At 56.9% G+C, this 17,772-nt stretch carries 14 protein-coding genes; 8 read left to right on the top strand and 6 right to left on the bottom strand.

The features are described from left to right. Nucleotides 1-40: 40 nt before the first annotated feature. The 3 genes from P3B99_002495 to P3B99_002485 are packed head-to-tail and all read left to right on the top strand — an operon-like array spanning nt 41 to nt 3,775. Entirely contained in the window at nt 41-1,240 is a 1,200-nt protein-coding gene (locus tag P3B99_002495; GenBank protein WYJ07995.1) for a glycoside hydrolase family 99-like domain-containing protein, read from the top strand. A 21-nt stretch (nt 1,241-1,261) separates the two neighbouring features. Next, a complete protein-coding gene (locus P3B99_002490; protein WYJ07994.1) occupies nt 1,262-2,512 on the top strand; it encodes a glycoside hydrolase family 99-like domain-containing protein in 1,251 nt (416 codons plus the stop codon). Between the two features lie 18 nt (nt 2,513-2,530). Further along, nucleotides 2,531-3,775, top strand: coding sequence for a glycoside hydrolase family 99-like domain-containing protein (locus P3B99_002485; GenBank protein WYJ07993.1), 1,245 nt, complete (start codon nt 2,531-2,533; stop codon nt 3,773-3,775). 149 nt (nt 3,776-3,924) lie between these two features. On the opposite strand, the gene P3B99_002480 is transcribed toward P3B99_002485, so the two are convergent. The 6 genes from P3B99_002480 to P3B99_002455 form a co-directional block, all read right to left on the bottom strand. Beyond that, a complete protein-coding gene (locus tag P3B99_002480) occupies nt 3,925-5,613 on the bottom strand; it encodes a hypothetical protein (GenBank protein ID WYJ07992.1) in 1,689 nt (562 codons plus the stop codon). A 93-nt stretch (nt 5,614-5,706) separates the two neighbouring features. Continuing rightward, on the bottom strand, nt 5,707-7,656 hold the full coding sequence (locus P3B99_002475) for a phospho-sugar mutase (protein WYJ07991.1): 1,950 nt from the start codon (nt 7,654-7,656) through the stop codon (nt 5,707-5,709). A gap of 82 nt (nt 7,657-7,738) precedes the next feature. Continuing rightward, entirely contained in the window at nt 7,739-8,998 is a 1,260-nt protein-coding gene (gene glyA, locus P3B99_002470; protein ID WYJ07990.1) for a serine hydroxymethyltransferase, read from the bottom strand. Between the two features lie 92 nt (nt 8,999-9,090). Then, nucleotides 9,091-9,537 carry a ribose 5-phosphate isomerase B gene (gene rpiB / locus P3B99_002465; GenBank protein WYJ07989.1) on the bottom strand — a complete coding sequence of 149 codons (447 nt, stop codon included), beginning with the start codon at nt 9,535-9,537 and terminating at the stop codon, nt 9,091-9,093. Beyond that, nucleotides 9,521-10,015: a low molecular weight protein arginine phosphatase gene (locus P3B99_002460; GenBank protein ID WYJ07988.1), complete on the bottom strand. Its 495-nt coding sequence runs from the start codon at nt 10,013-10,015 to the stop codon at nt 9,521-9,523. Before P3B99_002460 ends, rpiB begins: the two co-directional genes overlap by 17 nt. Before the next feature lie 84 nt (nt 10,016-10,099). Beyond that, nucleotides 10,100-11,317: a class I SAM-dependent RNA methyltransferase gene (locus P3B99_002455; protein WYJ07987.1), complete on the bottom strand. Its 1,218-nt coding sequence runs from the start codon at nt 11,315-11,317 to the stop codon at nt 10,100-10,102. Between the two features lie 54 nt (nt 11,318-11,371). Between P3B99_002455 and P3B99_002450 the strand changes: the two genes are divergently transcribed. The 5 genes from P3B99_002450 to P3B99_002430 all read left to right on the top strand — a co-directional run bounded on the left by P3B99_002450 (nt 11,372) and on the right by P3B99_002430 (nt 17,669). Beyond that, the gene (locus P3B99_002450) at nt 11,372-12,184 is read left to right on the top strand and encodes a TrmH family RNA methyltransferase (protein WYJ07986.1); all 813 of its coding nucleotides are present in this window, start codon (nt 11,372-11,374) and stop codon (nt 12,182-12,184) included. Nucleotides 12,185-12,217: 33 nt separating this feature from the next. Beyond that, complete coding sequence (locus P3B99_002445; protein ID WYJ07985.1) at nt 12,218-13,000, top strand: hypothetical protein; 783 nt, start codon at nt 12,218-12,220, stop codon at nt 12,998-13,000. Nucleotides 13,001-13,155: 155 nt separating this feature from the next. Further along, complete coding sequence (locus P3B99_002440; protein ID WYJ07984.1) at nt 13,156-14,820, top strand: NAD+ synthase; 1,665 nt, start codon at nt 13,156-13,158, stop codon at nt 14,818-14,820. Nucleotides 14,821-14,827: 7 nt separating this feature from the next. Then, a complete protein-coding gene (hemL, locus tag P3B99_002435) occupies nt 14,828-16,102 on the top strand; it encodes a glutamate-1-semialdehyde 2,1-aminomutase (protein WYJ07983.1) in 1,275 nt (424 codons plus the stop codon). A gap of 124 nt (nt 16,103-16,226) precedes the next feature. Continuing rightward, entirely contained in the window at nt 16,227-17,669 is a 1,443-nt protein-coding gene (locus P3B99_002430) for an endo-1,4-beta-xylanase (GenBank protein ID WYJ07982.1), read from the top strand. Nucleotides 17,670-17,772: the final 103 nt, after the last annotated feature.

The raw sequence follows: 17,772 nt of genomic DNA, 5'->3' as shown, positions 1-17,772 counted from the left end.
TTTTTTCAACAAACAAAAATCGAACAATAAAGGAAACAGAATGAAAAAAACAATAATATCAGCGCTCTTTTCGATAGCGGCGTCGGCGTCCGCGCTTGCGGCGTCGGGCTACGACGTGGCGGCGATAGTCTGGCCGGCCTACCACCCCGCGCCCCGCTGGCAGGAACTCGGCATTTTCAAACACGGCAACGGCGAATGGCAGAACGTCTACGAGGCGCACACGAAGTTCGAGGGACACCGCGAACCCCTCACGCCGCTCTGGGGCTACGAGCGCGAGGACGACCCCATTGTAGTCGCCCGTAAAATCGACGCAGCACTCGCGGCGGGCATAAATGTTTTCATATACGACTGGTACTGGTACCAAGGCAGACCCTTTCTTGAAAACGCGCTCAACAACGGCTTCCTGAAAGCTCCCAACAACGGGCGCATGAAGTTCTACCTGATGTGGGCAAACCACGACGTAGACCACCTTTGGGACAACACAATCGGCAAAAAGGGCAAGCACGACAAGGTTTGGGCTGCCGAAGTCTCGTACGACGAGTTTGTCGAAAAGCTCGTTCCGCGCTTCATCGAATATTTCAAGAAGCCCAACTATTATAAAATCGACAACAAGCCCGTATTCTCGTTCTTTGTTCCCAACAAATTCATCACGGGCGTGGGCGGAATGGAAAAGGCGAAACAGGCTCTCGACTTCTTCCGCGCGGAGGCTAAAAAAGCGGGCTTTGCGGGAATCCACTTCCAGACGTTCTCGTCGCTGCTTTGGAGAAAGCCGCTTGCCGTCCCCGGTCAGGAAAAATCCACATTCCCCGAAATGTACAAATACATCGGATTCGACAGCGTAACGGTTTACAACTGGCCGTCGCTTTCGAGGGTCGAAAAGGGAAAGCAGTATAAAACATGGGGCGAAGAGAGCTTTGCGTTGTTCGACAAAATGGCGAAACATTACGGCGTTCCGTTCGTTCCGAACGTGACAATCGGCTGGGACAACAACTCGCGCTTCCCGAAGAACGAGACGACAACCGTCATCGAAAACACGAATGCAAAAGACTACGAACACTTCCTGCGCGAATCCAAAAAGTGGCTCGACAAAAATCCGCAGGCGGGCATGCCCAAGCTGATGATTATCAATTCGTGGAACGAATGGACCGAGGGCAGCCAGCTCGAACCCGACGACAAAAACGGCTACGACTTCCTCAACGCCACCGCCAGAGTCTTCGGCGGAAGCGGTCAGGCTAAATAAGAAATACTATCAATATACTATATGAAAGACTTGCTAATATTACTCACACTTGCTTCGGTCGCGGCGGGTTGCGCCTCCGCGCCCGAAACCGAAGAAATCGCGGTAAACACGTCCGACGCGTCCGACCAGTACGACGTTGCGGCTATTGTTTGGCCCGCCTACCACCCCGCGTCGCGCTGGAAAGAGCTTGGCATTTTCAAACACGGCAACGGCGAATGGCAGAACGTCTACGAAGCGAAGACCAAGTTCGACGGACACCGCGAACCCCTCACTCCGCTCTGGGGCTACGAAAGCGAGGCAAACCCGATTTCCGTGGCGCGTAAAATCGACGCCGCGCTCGCGGCGGGCATAAACGTTTTCGTCTACGACTGGTACTGGTACGGCGGGCGTCCGTTCCTCGAAGACGCGCTCAACAACGGCTTCCTGAAAGCCCCCAACAACGAGCGCATGAAGTTCTTTTTGATGTGGGCAAACCACGACGTCAACAAACTTTGGGACAACAAAGTTGGCGGCGACGCGAAGTGGGAAAAAATTTGGAGCGCGGCGGTTTCGTACGACGAATTTACGGAAAAGCTCGTTCCGCGCTTCATCGAATACTTCAAGAAGCCCAACTATTATAAAATCGACAACAAGCCCGTGTTCTCGCTCTATCTGCCGAACGACTTTATCAAGGGAGTCGGCGGAATGGAGAAGGCAAAACAGGCGCTCGACTTCTTCCGCGCGGAGGCGAAGAAAGCCGGCTTTGCGGGCGTGCATATCCAAACCATGGTAACGCCCGTTTGGGCATGGCGCAAACCAATCGCCGTCCCCGGACAGGAAAAATCGACGTTCCCCGAAATGTTCAAATACCTCGGCATCGACAGCGCCACGGTTTACAACTGGCCGTCGCTTTCGAAAATCGAAAAGGGCAAGCAGTACAAAACTTGGGGCGAAGAGAGCCTTGCCATGTTCGACAAAATGCGCCCACTGTACGGCGTAGCCTACGTTCCGAACGTGACAATCGGCTGGGACAACAACTCGCGCTTCCCGAAAGAGCAGATTACGACGGTCATCGAAAATTCGAACCCGACGGACTACGAACACTTCCTGCGCGAAACCAAGAAGTGGCTCGACAAAAACCCGCAGGACGGCATGCCCAAGCTGCTAATCATCAACTCGTGGAACGAATGGACGGAGGGCACCCAGCTTGAGCCCGACGACAAAAACGGCTACGACTTCCTCAACGCCACCGCCAGAGTCTTCGGCGGAAGCGGTCAGGCTATTGAAAAATAAAAACAATCAAATACACATATGAAAAAATTGCTTATATTGTTATCCGCGGTTTGCGCGCTGTCGGGTTGCGGTTCCGTTTCGGAATCAGCCTGCCGCAAATCCTCCGAAAATTACGACATTGCGGCGTACGTCTGGCCGGCGTACCACCCCGCGCCCCGCTGGCGGGAGCTCGGAATATTCGCCCACGGCTGCGGGGAATGGCAGAACGTCTACGAGGCAAAACCGAAGCGCGCGGGACACAAACAGCCGATAGAGCCTCTTTGGGGCTACGAAAACGAAGCCGACCCGATTGCCGTGGCGCGGAAAATCGACGCCGCCCTCGCCGCGGGCGTGAACGTATTTATCTACGACTGGTATTGGTACGGAGGCAGGCCGTTCCTCGAAGACGCGCTCAACAACGGCTTCCTTAAAGCCCCCAACAACGAGCGCATGAAGTTCTACCTGATGTGGGCGAACCACGACGTAGACAAGCTTTGGAACAACAAAGTCGGAGGCAGGGAAAAGTCGAAAATCGTATGGAGTGCCGACGTTTCCTACGGCGAATTTGTGGAAAAGCTCGTTCCGCGCTTCATCGAGTATTTCAAGAAACCCAATTACTATAAAATTGCGGGAAAGCCCGTGTTTGCCGTGTACGACTTGAAAAACCTCATTCGCGGAATGGGCGGTTGCGCAACGGCGAAGCAGGGTCTCGAATATCTCGATTCGGCGGCCGTCAAAGCGGGATTTAAGGGCGTGCATTTATTGCTGAACTGCCCAGCCAAAGAGTATTCCGTCGGCAAGGACAGGGCTATTCCGGGCAATCCGTCGGCGACTCCCGCGGAGGTAGTGAAGTATCTCGGCTTCGAGTCTTTTACGACATACAACTGGGTCAGCGAGTCGTGGTCGGAAAAGACGAAAGCAGAACCAGAATTAACCTACGCGCAGTGGGTTGACCTAAGCACAGCCAAATACGGGGAAATCGCCGCGCGCTATCCCGACGGACAATATTTCCCGCACGTTTCGGTAGGCTGGGACAATAACCCGCGCTATCCCGAATACACGAAACGGATAGTAGGCTCGAATCCCGCCGACTTCGAGCGCGGTTTGCGGATCGCAAAAAAATGGGCGGACGAAAACATCCGCGCGGGCATGCCCAAGCTCATAACGCTCAACGCGTGGAACGAATGGACAGAGGGTTGCTATCTCGAACCGTCAAAGGAGTTCGGGTACGGCTTCCTTAACGCCGTCGCCCGCGTATTCGGCGACTGCGGTCAGGCGAAGTAGGGCGTGCGGCTTCAAAAAAAAGCAAAAGGCGGAATTTTAAATTCCGCCTTTTTTTATTTGCGCATCCGACTTTTCGGCGGGGTTGGTTTTGCCGCGGGAATGCGCGCAGAGGGTGGAAGCGCGACGCATAGGCAAGCGCGTCGCGCGGGTTAGTCGCCGCCGCCCGACTTCTGCTTGTCGAGCTTGGGGATAATTGTGTCGAGCTGGGTGTCGATATTGTTGAGGACGGGGAGAATCAGGCTGTCTTTCGAGGGCTTCAGGACAAGTCGGGTGGTCTTCATAATGTCGCGGGCGGCGCGGTATTTGTCGGTTTTCAGGAGCGCGTTTACGATGGGAATCGTGATCCCGTCGATTGCGACGGCGGAGTCGTTTCTGAACGCCGAAAGCAGGCGTTTGTATGTGGATACAAGCTTGTCCGCCGAGCCGTCGGCGATGTCTATTTCAAGCTCCGCGCGGGCGAACTCCATTGCGATGTCGGGGCGCAGGCTCTTGTTTTTCAGGATAATCGAAGTCGAGAGTTTCCGCGCGGCGTTGGGGTTGTTTGCATCGCGGTAGATTTTTACGAGGCGTCGGCGGAAGTCGGCGTCGGTGTCGGGGTATTTCGAGAACGCCCTCATTGCGCTTTCGTAGGCGGCGCAGATTTCAGCGTTCGGGCGTTCGAGCTTTTCGAGCGAGTCGATGATTGTGTTCCACGCGTCGGCGTTGCGGGGGTCGGAGGCTGCCGCCGCCTTTGCGCACGCGAGCGATTTTGCGAATTCACCCTTGCCGAAGAAATGCTTTGCGAACGCCTCGTGCATTTCCGACGCCTTGTATTTTGCGCCGTTGCGGAAGCCCTCGCGCAGCGATTCGAGCGCGTGGTCGGTCGCTGTTTTCCATGTCTGCGGGTCGAGCGTTTTGCCCGTCACAAAGCGCGCGCCCTCGTAGCGTCCGACGCCGAAGTTCCACGAGTTCGGCTTTTGCATGTAGCCCACCCACGCGTGGAAGCCGTCGCTGCCCGCGCCCGAAAATATGAACGCGGGAACGCCCCGCGCCTTTGCGACTTCCGAGGTGAAGTAGGCTTGGTCGGTGCAGATTCCGCCGCGGGCTTTGATTGTTTTCAGGCGGTAGTCTTCGCCGTTCCAGTCGAACTCCTTGCGCGAGAGCCTGCCGTGGTCGTATGATATTGACGGATACAATTTGGGTATATTTGTCAAGCTTACCGAGACGCTTTTCTGCGCCCATTCGGCGTCGTCGTCGCTTGCGGGCGACGGCACGAGGTATTTCAGCTCCTCCGCCGAAAGCTTTTCCGTGGGAATGAGGAATTTTCCGCGCTCGCGCATTTCGACGATTTTCGAAAAGCGTTCGAGCGGGTCGCGCGGCTCGCGCGGCAGGAGCTTTTCGGAGACCTGCGCGTGCGGCCAGCTTGCGGGCGGGGGAGTGTCGAAGACAACTGCGGTGGCGATTGCAAGCTTGGGGTATTTTTCGAATTTATCGGGGGCGGCGGCGCGGATTTTTTCGAGGATTTCGAACACCCGCGCGGCGTCGTCGTCGGGCGAGAGAATGGACACGAATTCGTCGAGCAGCGCGAAGTTTCCGAGCAGTTCGGCGCGGAGTTCGGGGCTTGCGCTTTTGCCGTATTTTGCGAGCGCGGACAGGTATTTTGCGACGACAAGTTTTTCGTAGGAGGGGGCTGCGTTCGGCGCGTATTCCGCTTCCGCCTCGGCAAAATACTGGCGCGACTTCTTTGCGAGATCGGGCGAGGCGTCGAAGAACGCCTTTGCGGAGTCTGCGTCGAAAGTCTGGGCGGCGAGCGTCGCCGCCGCAAGCAGCAGGGTTTGGAAAAATCCCGTTTTCTTCATTGTTTTTCGGATTGTTTGTTGGGTAAATGGGGGAGGGCGGCATAAAAAAATGTCTCCCAGAGAGAGACATTTTTACCGTTTGCGGACGGTTTATCAAGCCTGTTTTACGGCGTTTTCGAACTTCCGCGCGAGGTCGTCGAGCAGGGCGTCAAGCTCTTTGCGGGCGGTCTGTTTTGCCGCGTCGAGCTTGTCAGCCGACTCCGCCTTTTCCGCCGCGAACGCGTAGAACTTGATTTTCGGCTCGGTGCCGCTTCCGCGCACCGCGAAGCTGTATCCGTTTTCGAGCGTGTAGAAGAAGAATTTTTCGCGCGGTATGCGGTCGCCGTCTGCGTCGAAAATTTCGTCCCTGTTGAAGTTCACCGCCTTTGCGACTTTCACTCCCGCGACCTCTTCGAGCGGCTTTTCGTCGAGCATTTTCAGGAACGACTGTATTTCCGCCGAACCCGACGCGCCCTCGCGATAGATGCTTTTGAGGTCTTCAAGGTAGTAGCCGCATTTGAGGTAAATGGAATCGAGGTATTCCTCAACAGTTTTCCCCTGCGATTTCAGGTATGCGAGCATTTCGGAGAACATGATGACCGCCGCGTTTGCGTCCTTGTCGCGCACGGAGTCCGTGCCGAGATATCCGTAGCTTTCCTCTCCGCCGAACACGAAGAACGTGCTGTGCTTTTGCATGAGGCGCGCGCGTTCGGCGTATCCCCTGTCGGTGCAGTCCGAGCCCGTCGCCTCGACGAGTTCCCTTTCGTACTTGGTGAGCTTGCCGCCTATCCACTTGAAGCCCGTGAGCGTGTTGACGCATTTCAGCCCGTGGATTTCCGCGATTTTATCCTGCAACGGAGTCGTCACAAATGTCTTTACGAGGGCGCATTTTTCGGGGCTTACGATTATGCCCTTCGCCTTCATCTGCGTTGCGCGGTAGTCGGCGAGCAGCGAGCCAATCATGTTGCCCGTAAGGATTTTCACGCCGCCGTCTTTCGTCCTGATTGCCGCGCCCATTCTGTCGGCGTCGGGGTCTGTCGCCATGAGGCATTCCGCGCCGCTTTCCCTCATTTTTGCGATGCCCATCGAGAGCGTTTCGGCGTATTCGGGGTTCGGCTGTTTTACCGTCGGGAAGCGCGGGTCCATGACCATCTGCTCGTCGACGAGAATCGGGTCGAGCCCGAAGTGGCGCATGACCGACGGGCAGAGAGCCGCGCCCGTGCCGTGCACCGCCGTGTAGACGAGCTTCGGCTTGTTGGCCGCCATTACCTCCTTGTCGATAACGCAGTTTTCTATCGACTTCACATAGGCGTCCTCCGACGCCTGCGGAACGGTTTTAACGCCGTCGAGGTCGATTTTCAAAAAGTCGCGAATGTCCTTCCATTCAATCTTGTCTACCTCCGCCACGATTCCCTCCGCGTGGGGCGAGATTACCTGCGCTCCGTCGCCGAAGTAGACCTTGTAGCCGTTGTCGTGCGGCGGGTTGTGGCTCGCCGTGATTACGATTCCCGCCGTCGTTGCGAGGTTGCGCACCGTAAACGACAGTTGCGGCGTGGAGCGCGGGCCGTCGAAGAGGTAGACTTCGCCGCCCATTTTGCGCCACACCGAGGCGCAGAGCTGCGCGAAGTGCGTCGAGAAGTGGCGGACGTCGCAGGCGACGGCGAGCTTGGGCGTGCCGCCGCCGTTTGAGTCGAGAAATTTTTTGCAGTAGTTGAAAAGCCCCATCGTGGCGCGGGCTACGTTGAAGTCGTTCATATAGCTTGCGCCGACCGCCGCGTGTTCGGGCGTGCCCTTGTCGGACACCGTTCCGAGTTCCGCCGAAGCCGACTTTTTGCCGATTGTGCGTCCGCGCATGCCGCCCGTTCCGAACGCGAGCGGTTTGAAAAACCTGTCGTCGATTTCGTCGAAGTCGCCTTTTTTGAAGAGTTCCGCGAGCGATTCCAGCGCCCATTCGGGCAGGAAGTCGTGCGACAGCCATTTTGCCAAATTTTCGGAGCTTGCGGGCAGAATCTTTCCCTGCGCCGCCGCTACGAGTTTTTTGAGTTCTTCGTTTGTTTCAGACATTGTTGTTTTCTTTTTGAATTAAAAAAACGGGGAATGCCGCATTGCCCGACATTCCCCGAAACGTCAAATTGCCGTCCGTATTTTAGTAGGGAAGCGGGTATTTTTTGCAGAGGTCTTCGGCGATTGCCTTTGCCTTTGCTATTTCCGCTTCGTCTTCGGGCGCGTTCAGAACCGTAACGATTGCCTCGGCGATTCTGTCCATGTCTTCCTCTTTCATGCCGCGGCTTGTAACCGCGGGCGTGCCGAGTCTGATGCCGCTTGCCTTGAAGGGCGAGCGCGTTTCGCCGGGGATTGTGTTTTTGTTCGTCGTGATGTTCGCCTTGTCGAGAGCCGTCTGCGCGTCTTTGCCCGTGAGGTCGGGGTGTTTAATGCGCAGGTCGATGAGCAGCAGGTGGTTGTCCGTGCCGCCCGATACCAGCCCGATGCCGCGTTTCATCAAGCCTTCCGCGAGAGCCTTGGAGTTCTTGACAATCTGCTTCTGGTATTCCTTGAAAGAGTCTTTGAGCGCTTCGCCGAAGCAAACCGCCTTGCCCGCGATGACGTGCATGAGAGGCCCTCCCTGCGTTCCGGGGAAGATTGCCGAGTCGATTGCCTTTGCGTACTGCTCGCGGCACATGATGATGCCGCCGCGCGGGCCTCTGAGGGTCTTGTGTGTAGTTGTCGTCACGAAGTCGCAGAACGGAACGGGCGAGGGGTGCACGCCCGCCGCGACCAAGCCCGCGATGTGCGCGATGTCCGCCATAATCATTGCGCCGCATTTCTTGGCGATTTGCGACATTCTTTCGAAGTCTATTGTGCGCGGGTATGCCGACGCGCCGACCGTGATGAGCTTCGGCTTTTCCGCCATTGCGGTTTCTTCGAGCTTGTCGTAGTCTATATAGCCAGTTTTTTCGTCAACGCCGTAGTTTACTACGTTGTAGAGCATGCCCGAAAGGTTCTTGGGGTGTCCGTGCGAGAGGTGTCCGCCGTGTTCGAGCGACATTGTCAGGATTTTGTCGCCGGGTTGGAGCACCGCCGTGTAGACTGCGATGTTCGCCTGCGAGCCTGAGTGGGGCTGTACGTTTACGTGTTCCGCGCCGAAAAGCTCCTTAGCCCTGTCGATTGCGAGCTGTTCAACGATGTCCACAAATTCGCAGCCGCCGTAGTATCTTTTGCCCGGATAGCCTTCGGCGTATTTGTTTGTGAGGGTCGAGCCCATTGCTTCCATAACCGCGGGGATAACGAAGTTTTCCGAGGCGATGAGTTCGATATGCGTTTGCTGACGGTTGGTTTCGGCCTTGATTGCGTCGAAAACCGCGCTGTCTACTTCTTTGAGGGGAGCTGCTTTGATGGCGTTGTTCATTGTGAAACGTGTTGTGAGCGTTTATTTTTTGTTCCGCGGAATGCGGGAGATTTTGAGATTCCGACTTTGCCGTTTTTTTGCAACTAAAATCTTTAACAATCTTTTTCGAAGTCCATGAATTTTCCGACGCGCCTTTCGTGGCGTCCGCCCTCGAACTGCGTTTCCGCGAAAATCCGCACGAGCCTTTCGGCGAGTTCCGCTGGGACGTATTTTGCGCCCATGCAGATTACGTTTGCGTTGTTGTGCAGGCGCGAGAATTTTGCGCAGTCTTCGTTGTGGCAGAGCGCGGCGCGGATTCCCCGCACCTTGTTCGCGGCTATCGACATTCCGATTCCCGTGGTGCACAGCAGCACGCCGAAGCCGGCGTTGCCCGATTTCACGTCGGCGCAGACTTTTGCGGCGAAGTCGGGGTAGTCTACGCTCGACTTGTCGAAAGTGCCTTCGTCTGTAATTTCGAAGTCGCCGGAGAGCGCGGCGACGAGCGCGTTTTTGAGGTCGATTGCGCCGTGGTCGCAACCTATGCTAAGCTTTTGTTTCATTTTGCAGGTATTTTAAAATTGAGGGTATTGCCGAGACTATTTCGTCGCGCACTTCGGTGTAGTCCGCCAAGTTGCCGCCGTAGGGGTCGAACACGTCTTTGTATTTCGCCTTTTCGCTTAAATCGAGCACCCTGAACAGGCGTTCGGGAAGGTTGCGGAAGCGGCTTTTGAGCGCGTCGATATGCGACGAGTCCATCGCGAAAATCGCGAACGCCCCGTCCGCGATTTTCTGCGTCATGGCGGTCGAGCGGTAGCCCGAAATGTCGATTCCCACTTTTGCGAGAGCCTCTATCGAGTGCGCGCTCGGCAGCATGCCGTCAACCGTCGATACCCCCGCCGAGCAGATTTCGAGCTTGCGGACTGGGTCGTTTGCGTCGGTCGCGGCGACTGCGTGTTTGAGCAGAGCCTCGCCCATGGGCGAGCGGCAGATGTTGCCCGAACAGACAAAAACCACTTTGTTTCGTTTATCGTCTCCCATTTGGAAAATATAATGCGTATTTTAATTGTGTAAATGTAGTCGGAATATGCGCGGGTTTGCGTACGGTGTCGAGCATTTTTGCGCCTATTCGGCTTCGAGGGTCGCGACGTTTTCGATGTGCCGCGTCTGCGGAAAGAGGTCGAAGGGTTGCAGTTTGAGCAGCCTGTATCCGTGCGAGACAAGGTACGCGAGGTCGCGCGCCTGCGTGTCGGGGCCGCACGAGACGTAGACTATGCGCCGCGGCGCGAACGCCGTGAGCTGTTCGAGGAACGCGGTGTCGCAGCCCGCGCGGGGCGGGTCTATGATTACCGATGTCTCCGCGCCGCCGAATTTTTTTGCCACGCCGTCGAAAATCGTCTCCGCCTTGCCGATGAGGAATTCGCAGTTTTTTATTCCGTTGATTTTTGCGTTGGCGTTCGCGCAGACTATTGCCTTCGAGCTGATTTCCACTCCCGCGACGTTTTCGAATTTCTTCGCCGCCGCCAGCGCGAACACGCCCACCCCGCAGTACGCGTCGACGAGGTTGCGCGAGCCTTCCGCCTCGGAAATCGCGTAGTTTACGAGGTCGGGCAGAATGTGCGGGTTGTTTTGGAAAAATTCGCCCGCGCAGAACTGGTAGGCGATGCCGCCGACGCGCTCGGTGATAATCGCGTTGTTGTCCTGGCAGACGCCCTCTGCGCAGTCGCGCAAAAGGAGCGTTCCGCCGCGGCGCGGGTTCGATTTTTTGATTCGCCCGTGCGCGGCGGGCAGGGCGGCGTTGATTGCGCTCGACGCAATCGGGCACTGCGGAACGTCGACAAGCGCGCTTCTCCTGCCCTGCATGATGAAGCCCACGGGCATTTCGCCGTTGCGCGGGCGTTCGTAGTGGGGCGTGAGCTTCGACCTGTACCCGTACTGCGCGGGCGAGCCGTGCGTCGGCGACACTTCGAAGTCTATCCCTCCGATTCTTTTGACAAGCTCGCGAACCTGCCTGCGCTTCCATTCGAGCTGCGCGGGGTACGCCAAGTGCTGGTACTGGCAGCCGCCGCAAGTGCCGAAGAGCGGGCAGACGGGCTTTACGCGGTCGGGCGACTCTTTCAGCACTTCTACCAAATCGGCCTCCGAAAAGTTTTTGTGGTTTTTGTACACGCGTGCCTTCACGCGTTCGCCGCCGAGCGCGAACGGCACCATGACGACCCAGCCGTCGATGCGTCCCACGCCCGCACCGAGGTTCGTGAGGTCGTCGATGTCAAGCTCGACGATTTCGCGGTACTGGAAGGGTTCGGGTACGAAATTTTTTGGGGGAGTGTCGTGTTTGTTCATAAAAAAGTTGTCAGGACAGTTTTTTATGTTTTCGTATAAGGGCAACACTAAAATATGTCCGACGAATTTATACAGAGCAGACAGAATCCGCGCGTGAAGCTTTTAGACAGGCTGCGCGACAGGGCGGGGCGCAGGAAAACGGGGCTTTTTGCGGTCGAGGGACTGCGCGAGCTTTCGCGCTGCGTCGAAACCGTCGGCGCGGACGAAATTTATTTTTGCCCCGACTTTTTCAAAAGCGGCGAGCATTCGGCGTTTGTCGAAAAACTGCGGGCCGACTCCGAAATTCCGCTCTGCCGGCTGTCGGCGGGCGCGTTCGAAAAAGTCTCGAACCGCGAGGGCTGCGACGGCCTTATCGGCGTCGTAAAGCAGTGGAGTTGCGGGCTGGAAGAGCTGGAGCTTTCGGGCGCGGAGAATCCGACGGTGCTTGTCGCCGATTCAATCGAAAAATCGGGCAACCTCGGCGCGCTTTTGCGCAGCGCCGACGCCCTCTGCGCGGAGGCGGTAATCCTCACAAATTCCGTCTGCGACATTTTCAACCCCGCGGTTGTCCGCGCGTCGCAGGGTGCGCTGTTTTCGGTAAAAGTCGCCGAGGCTACGCCCGCGGAGGCGGCGGAGTGGCTGAAAGCCCGCGGCATAAAAACTTTCGGGGCGCATCTGGGCGCGTCGGACTTCCTCTGGAACGCCGACATGTCCGTTCCCTGCGCGATTGTCGTAGGCTCGGAAAAGGACGGTCTCGGCGATGACTGGAACGGGCTTCTTGATTGCAGGGTGAAAATCCCCATGGGCGGAATTTCCGACAGCATGAACGTAAACGTCGCCGCCGCCCTGTTTTTGTACGAGGCTTTGCGGAGCAAATCCGCGCTTTGAATTTAGGACAACAACAAATAGAAAAATCGCACTATGAAAAAAATACCCGCAATACTCGTTTCGCTCGCAGCAGCATTTTCGGCGTTCGGCGGAGACTCGTCTCCCAAGTTCTTTTCGGGCGTAGACGCCGACTGGGCGAACTGGAAGAATCAGGCATACAACTACGGCTTCGACAAGACGAAAGTTCCCGTCCCGATTTACTTCGACTCGTCGATAATGACGAACTCGACCATTATGGTTCGCGGCAACGACAACTTCAAGAAACGCTGGGGCTTGCACGTTTTCGAGGCGTATGCCCGCGACGACCGCTCGCGCATCACGATGATTTTGAACAAGCACGTCGAGGAAGGGCTGCCCGTCGCGGAGCTTTACTATTACGCGGCGGCGTACGGGCAGGGCTTTTCGGCGTACAACTGGTTCAGGGTAGGCTCGGACGTTCCGTACCACTCGTTCATGTTCGGGCGCGACAAGGCTATTTTCTACGGCGAAGTCGATATGCGCAATCTCTTCGTTCTCGACAATATAGGCAGGGCGGATTTGCTCGACAAAATGCCGCCCGCGGCAGACTGGAAAGCCGAGGCGGAAAAACTCCACCCCCGCGAAAAATTCGAGACGGACAGGGACTGCGAGCACGCCCGCATGGGAGTCATGTACCAGTACGAGCTTAAAATGCTCAAAAAGAAGGCTCTCAAAAACGCCAAGAACGGCGCGATGTTCTACGACAAAGACAACGACATTGTGGTCGTGAAAGTCGGCGGCAAGTGGCGCAAAGTCGTAACGGAAGACCTCCCCGCAGGCGTCTCCTACGACGAATAGCATAGCGTGCGGAAGTCCGACTTCCCTGCGGGGCGCGGAACAAACCCGCGCAAAATGCGGCATTTTGCGTCGCGGAGCGTGTGGGCTTCGCGACGCTTTCTTTTTTATAAGCTTGCAAAGGCGGCGTTCTGAAAAAAAATGTCGGTTTTACGAAAATGAAAATCGGAGTAGGGCAGATTGACACGCGCGTGGGCGATTTCGAAGGCAACGCGCAAAAGATTTTAACCGCGTGCGAAAAATTCGCCCGCGACGGCGCGGACTTCGCGGTATTTCCAGAATCGGCGGTTTCGGGGTATCCGATAAAGGACCTCGTGTTTTACGGAAAATTCGTGGAAGCCGCGCAGAAAACCCTTGCGGAGCTTGCAAAAAAACTTCCGCTTCCCGCGCTCGTGGGCTGCCCCCGCGCGTGCGGAGACGGCTCGGTGGGCTACCGCAACTCGGCGTACTGGCTCGAAAACGGAAAGGCCGCCGCCGTGTGCGACAAGCATTTGCTGCCCAACTACGGCGCGCTCAACGACGCCCGCAACTTCGATTCGGGCAAGGATTTTTGCGTTGTGGAATTCAAGGGCAAACGCTTGGGAATCACCATTTGCGAAGACATCTGGACTCTCCCGACAATCCCCACCGCCGCCCGCTACGAGTACTTCCCCAAGCCGCTCGACTATTTTGCGGGGGGCGGAAAAATCGACATGCTCGTAAACATTTCGGCAAGCGTCTTTTCGAGCGGCAACGACACCGTGCGCCACAGGGGCGGCCTACTTTGCGAAGTCTCGAAGCTCGTCGGCGCTCCGCTTCTTTGGTGCAACCTTGTGGGCGGCAACGACGAAATTGTTTTCGCGGGCGGGAGCATGTATGTTGACGCTTCGCGCGGAGAGCCGAAGTCGCAGTGCCTTGAAAAATTCGCGGAGGACTGTCGCATTATAGATACCGAAAAAGTGGCGGGCTTCGACGGAGACTCCGCCGACTTCAAGGGCGACGCCGACCTCAAAAAGGCGGTCGTCATGGCTCTGCGCGACTTCGTCGAAAAATGCGCGATAAAGCGCGTGCTCATAGGGCTTAGCGGCGGCATAGACTCCGCGCTTGTGGCGGCTCTGGCGGTCGAGGCTCTGGGCGCGGAGCGCGTAATCGGCGTCTCCATGCCGTCGAAAATTTCGAGCGAACACAGCAAGGGCGACGCCCGCAAGCTCGCCGAAAATTTGGGGATAGAGTTCCACACCGTCTCGATTGCCGAAATCGTCGCGGCGACGGAATCGACCCTCGCGCCGCTGTTTGCGGGTCGCCCGCGCGACGTCACCGAGGAAAACATACAGTCGCGCGCGCGCGGGCTTGTGCTGATGGCGATTTCAAATAAATTCGGCGCGTTGGTTTTGACTACTGGCAACAAGAGCGAATGCGCCGTCGGCTACTGCACCCTCTACGGCGACACCTGCGGCGGCTTCGCCCCGATTTCCGACCTCTACAAGACGGAGGTTTACAGAATTTCGAACCTCATAAACAGGGAGGCGGGGCGCGAAATCATTCCGCAAAACACGATAGACAAACCGCCGTCGGCGGAGCTTCGCCCCGACCAGAAAGACGAGGACTCCCTGCCGCCCTACGACCTCTTCGACGCAATTTTGCGCCTGCACATCGACGAATACATGTCGGTTTCCGAAATCGTCGGGCGCGGCTTCGACAGGGCGGTTGTCGAGGACGTCGCCCGCAAGGTCGCCCGCGCCGAGTACAAGCGCACTCAGTACCCGATTGGCCCGAAAGTTTCGACGGTAGCGTACGCGTCGGACAGAAAAATCCCCGTGGCGGCGCGTCGCGGCATTCAGTAGGCTTTTTATGAACTCGAAGGAACTTTTCGAAGAATCCAAAAAATATCTTGTCGGCGGCGTGAACTCGCCCGTCCGCGCGTTCCGCAGTGTAGACGGCGAGCCGTTTTTCACGGAGTCGGCGCACGGCGCAAAGCTCCGCACGGCGGACGGCCGCGAGCTTGTCGATTTCGTCTGCACTTGGGGCCCCGCGCTCTTCGGGCACGACCACCCCGTTATCCGCGCGGCGATAGAAAAGGCGCTGCAAAACGGCACGTCGTTCGGCACGCCGTCGGAGGGCGAACTGCAAATGGCAAAGCTCATCAACGCGATGATTCCCTGCGCGGAAATGGTCAGAATGACGAATTCGGGCACGGAGGCAACGATGTCGGCAATCAGGCTCGCGCGGGGATTCACCAAGCGCGACAAGATTGTGAAGTTCGCTGGCTGCTACCACGGGCACGTCGACAGCCTGCTTGTCAAGGCTGGCAGCGGCGCGCTTACTTTCGGCAATCCCGATTCCGCGGGCATTCCCTCCGACCTCGCAAAGCTCACCCTTGTTCTGCCGTTTAACGACGCCGACGCGGTAGACGAATGCTTCGCAAAATACGGCGAAGGAATTGCGTGCATTATCGTTGAGCCGTACCCCGCGAACGTCGGGCTTATTCCGCCGAAAGCGGGCTTCCTGAAACATCTGCGGAGCGTCTGCGACAAATACGGAAGCCTTCTGATTTTCGACGAAGTAATTACCGGCTTCCGCGTCGCCGCAGGCGGAGCGCAGGCTCGCGAGGGCGTTTTGCCCGACCTCTGCGCCCTCGGAAAAATCATAGGCGGCGGGCTTCCCGTCGGCGCGTTCTGCGGACGCCGCGACATCATGGAATACATTGCGCCGCTGGGGCCGGTGTATCAGGCGGGCACGCTCAGCGGCAATCCGCTCGCGATGGCGGCGGGAATCGCGGCTCTTACGCTAATCCGCGAGTCCAATCCCTATGCCGAGCTTGAACGCAAATCGAAGTTCATTGTGGACGCGGTTCGCGCGGCGGCGCAAAAGAAGGGCGTGGCAATCCGGACGCCGATGGCGGCGTCGCTTTTCTCGTTCTTCTTCAATTCCGAGGAGGTCGTAAACTACGACGTCGCGCGGCGTTCCGACACGGGCTTGTACAAAAAATTCTTCAAGGGCTGTCTCGACGGCGGCGTCTATTTTGCGCCGTCGGCTTTCGAAATCTGCTTCATGAGCGCCGCCCACACGCAGGACGATTTGGACAGGGCGGCGGAAGTCGTTTCAAAATCCGTTGCGCTTCTTTGACATTTTGCGGCTTTTTCGGCGCGTCGGACTTCCGTCCGGCGCGTTTTTTGTTGTGAAAGACCGCGTTTTTTGCTAAACGTTTTTCCCGAATTAAACAACAACCTGCACACATTCGGAGGAACTTATGAAGAAGCTTATTTTGATGTTGGCGGCGGCGTCTCTTGCGGCGTCGCCGATTTTCGCCCAGCACGGCGCAAAAACAATGCCGTGGGAACGCAAGGCAAACGCCGCGCAAAAGGGCGAAGCCCCGCTGTCCGACAAGCTCAAATCGCTTTGGGCAGATCCCGTCTTGCAGGAGAAAATCGCCCTCGGAATCGAAAACAACCGCAAGGGAGATTTCTATCTGACGTTTATCGACCAAAAAAAACGCCCCGTGAAAGTGGACAATCTCAAAGTAGAAATGCTTCGGCACGACTTCCTTTTCGGGGCGCAGATTTTCCTGCTCGGCGGCTTCAAAACAGAGGAGGAAAACCGACTCTACGAAAAGCATTTTTTGGAGCTTTTCAACTTCGCCACAGTTCCGTTCTATTGGAAGGCGTACGAGCAGAAGGACGGCGTGTACCAGTTCGCGAAGGACGTTTCCGCCCAGGGAGTGGAGCACCTCTACCGCCGCCCTTCGCAGGACGCAATCGTAGAATTCTGCAACAAAAACGGGCTTAAAATGAAGGGGCACCCCCTTGCGTGGTACATCAACAAATTCGGGCTTCCGGAGTGGACTCCGCGCGAGGGCAAGCTTATCGAAAAGTACATGTGTCGCTACATAGACAAAATCGCCGAACGCTACAATGGCGACATCAACATTTGGGACGTCGCCAACGAGTCTTCCGACACTCAGGACCACTACAAAACTCCCAACTACTTCCCGACCGACCACGTTTTCAAGGCGTTCAAGGAGGCGGAGCGCGCGTTTTCGTACAACAACGAGTTCATCATGAACTACACCACGCCCGTGTGGATGCGCGTCGCCCGCTACCACGAGTACGCCACCGACTACCTGCTGACTTCCGACATTCTCGCGCGGGGCGGCAAGCTCGACATAATCGGGCTTCAGCTCCACTACTTCAAAAAGGCAGACCGCGAAGCCCTCATGGCGGGCGAATCGTGGACGCCCGACGAACTCTTCGACGTGCTCGACACGTTCTCGCGCCTGAACAAGCCAATCCACATCACCGAAATCAGCTTCCCGTGCATGGCGGAGGGCAAAGTCGGCGAGGAAAAGCAGGCGTTCCTCTTCGAGAATTTCTACAAGCTGTGGTTTTCGCACCCGAAAGTCGAGGCAATCACCTACTGGCACTTTGTGGACGGCACCGCGGGCAGCGAGGACGTTTTCAACAGCGGCATTATCCGCCGCGACTTCTCAAAAAAACCCGCCTACGACGTTCTCGACCGCCTCATAAACAAGGAGTGGCGCACGGACCTTTCGTTCGACAAATCCGCCGACGAATTCCACTTCCGCTGCTTCTACGGCACATACAAAGTGTCGTTCGAGCGCAACGGCAAAAAGTACGAGCAAACCGTGATCCTCAACAAAAACGTGCGCAAGCACGCCTACATCACGGTAGAGTAGGCGACTCTTTAAACAGGTCGACTTCCGAAAACGCAAAACTCCGCGCCCGAAATGGAAGCGGAGTTTTTTTGCGGAGTCTGTCCGCGATTGCGGAAGCCGTTTT

Source organism: Opitutia bacterium KCR 482 (assembly GCA_029269845.2).
GTDB lineage: Bacteria > Verrucomicrobiota > Verrucomicrobiia > Opitutales > Intestinicryptomonadaceae > Merdousia.
Note: the sequence above shows the minus strand (reverse complement) of the source record. Positions and strands in the feature narration are given on the sequence as shown.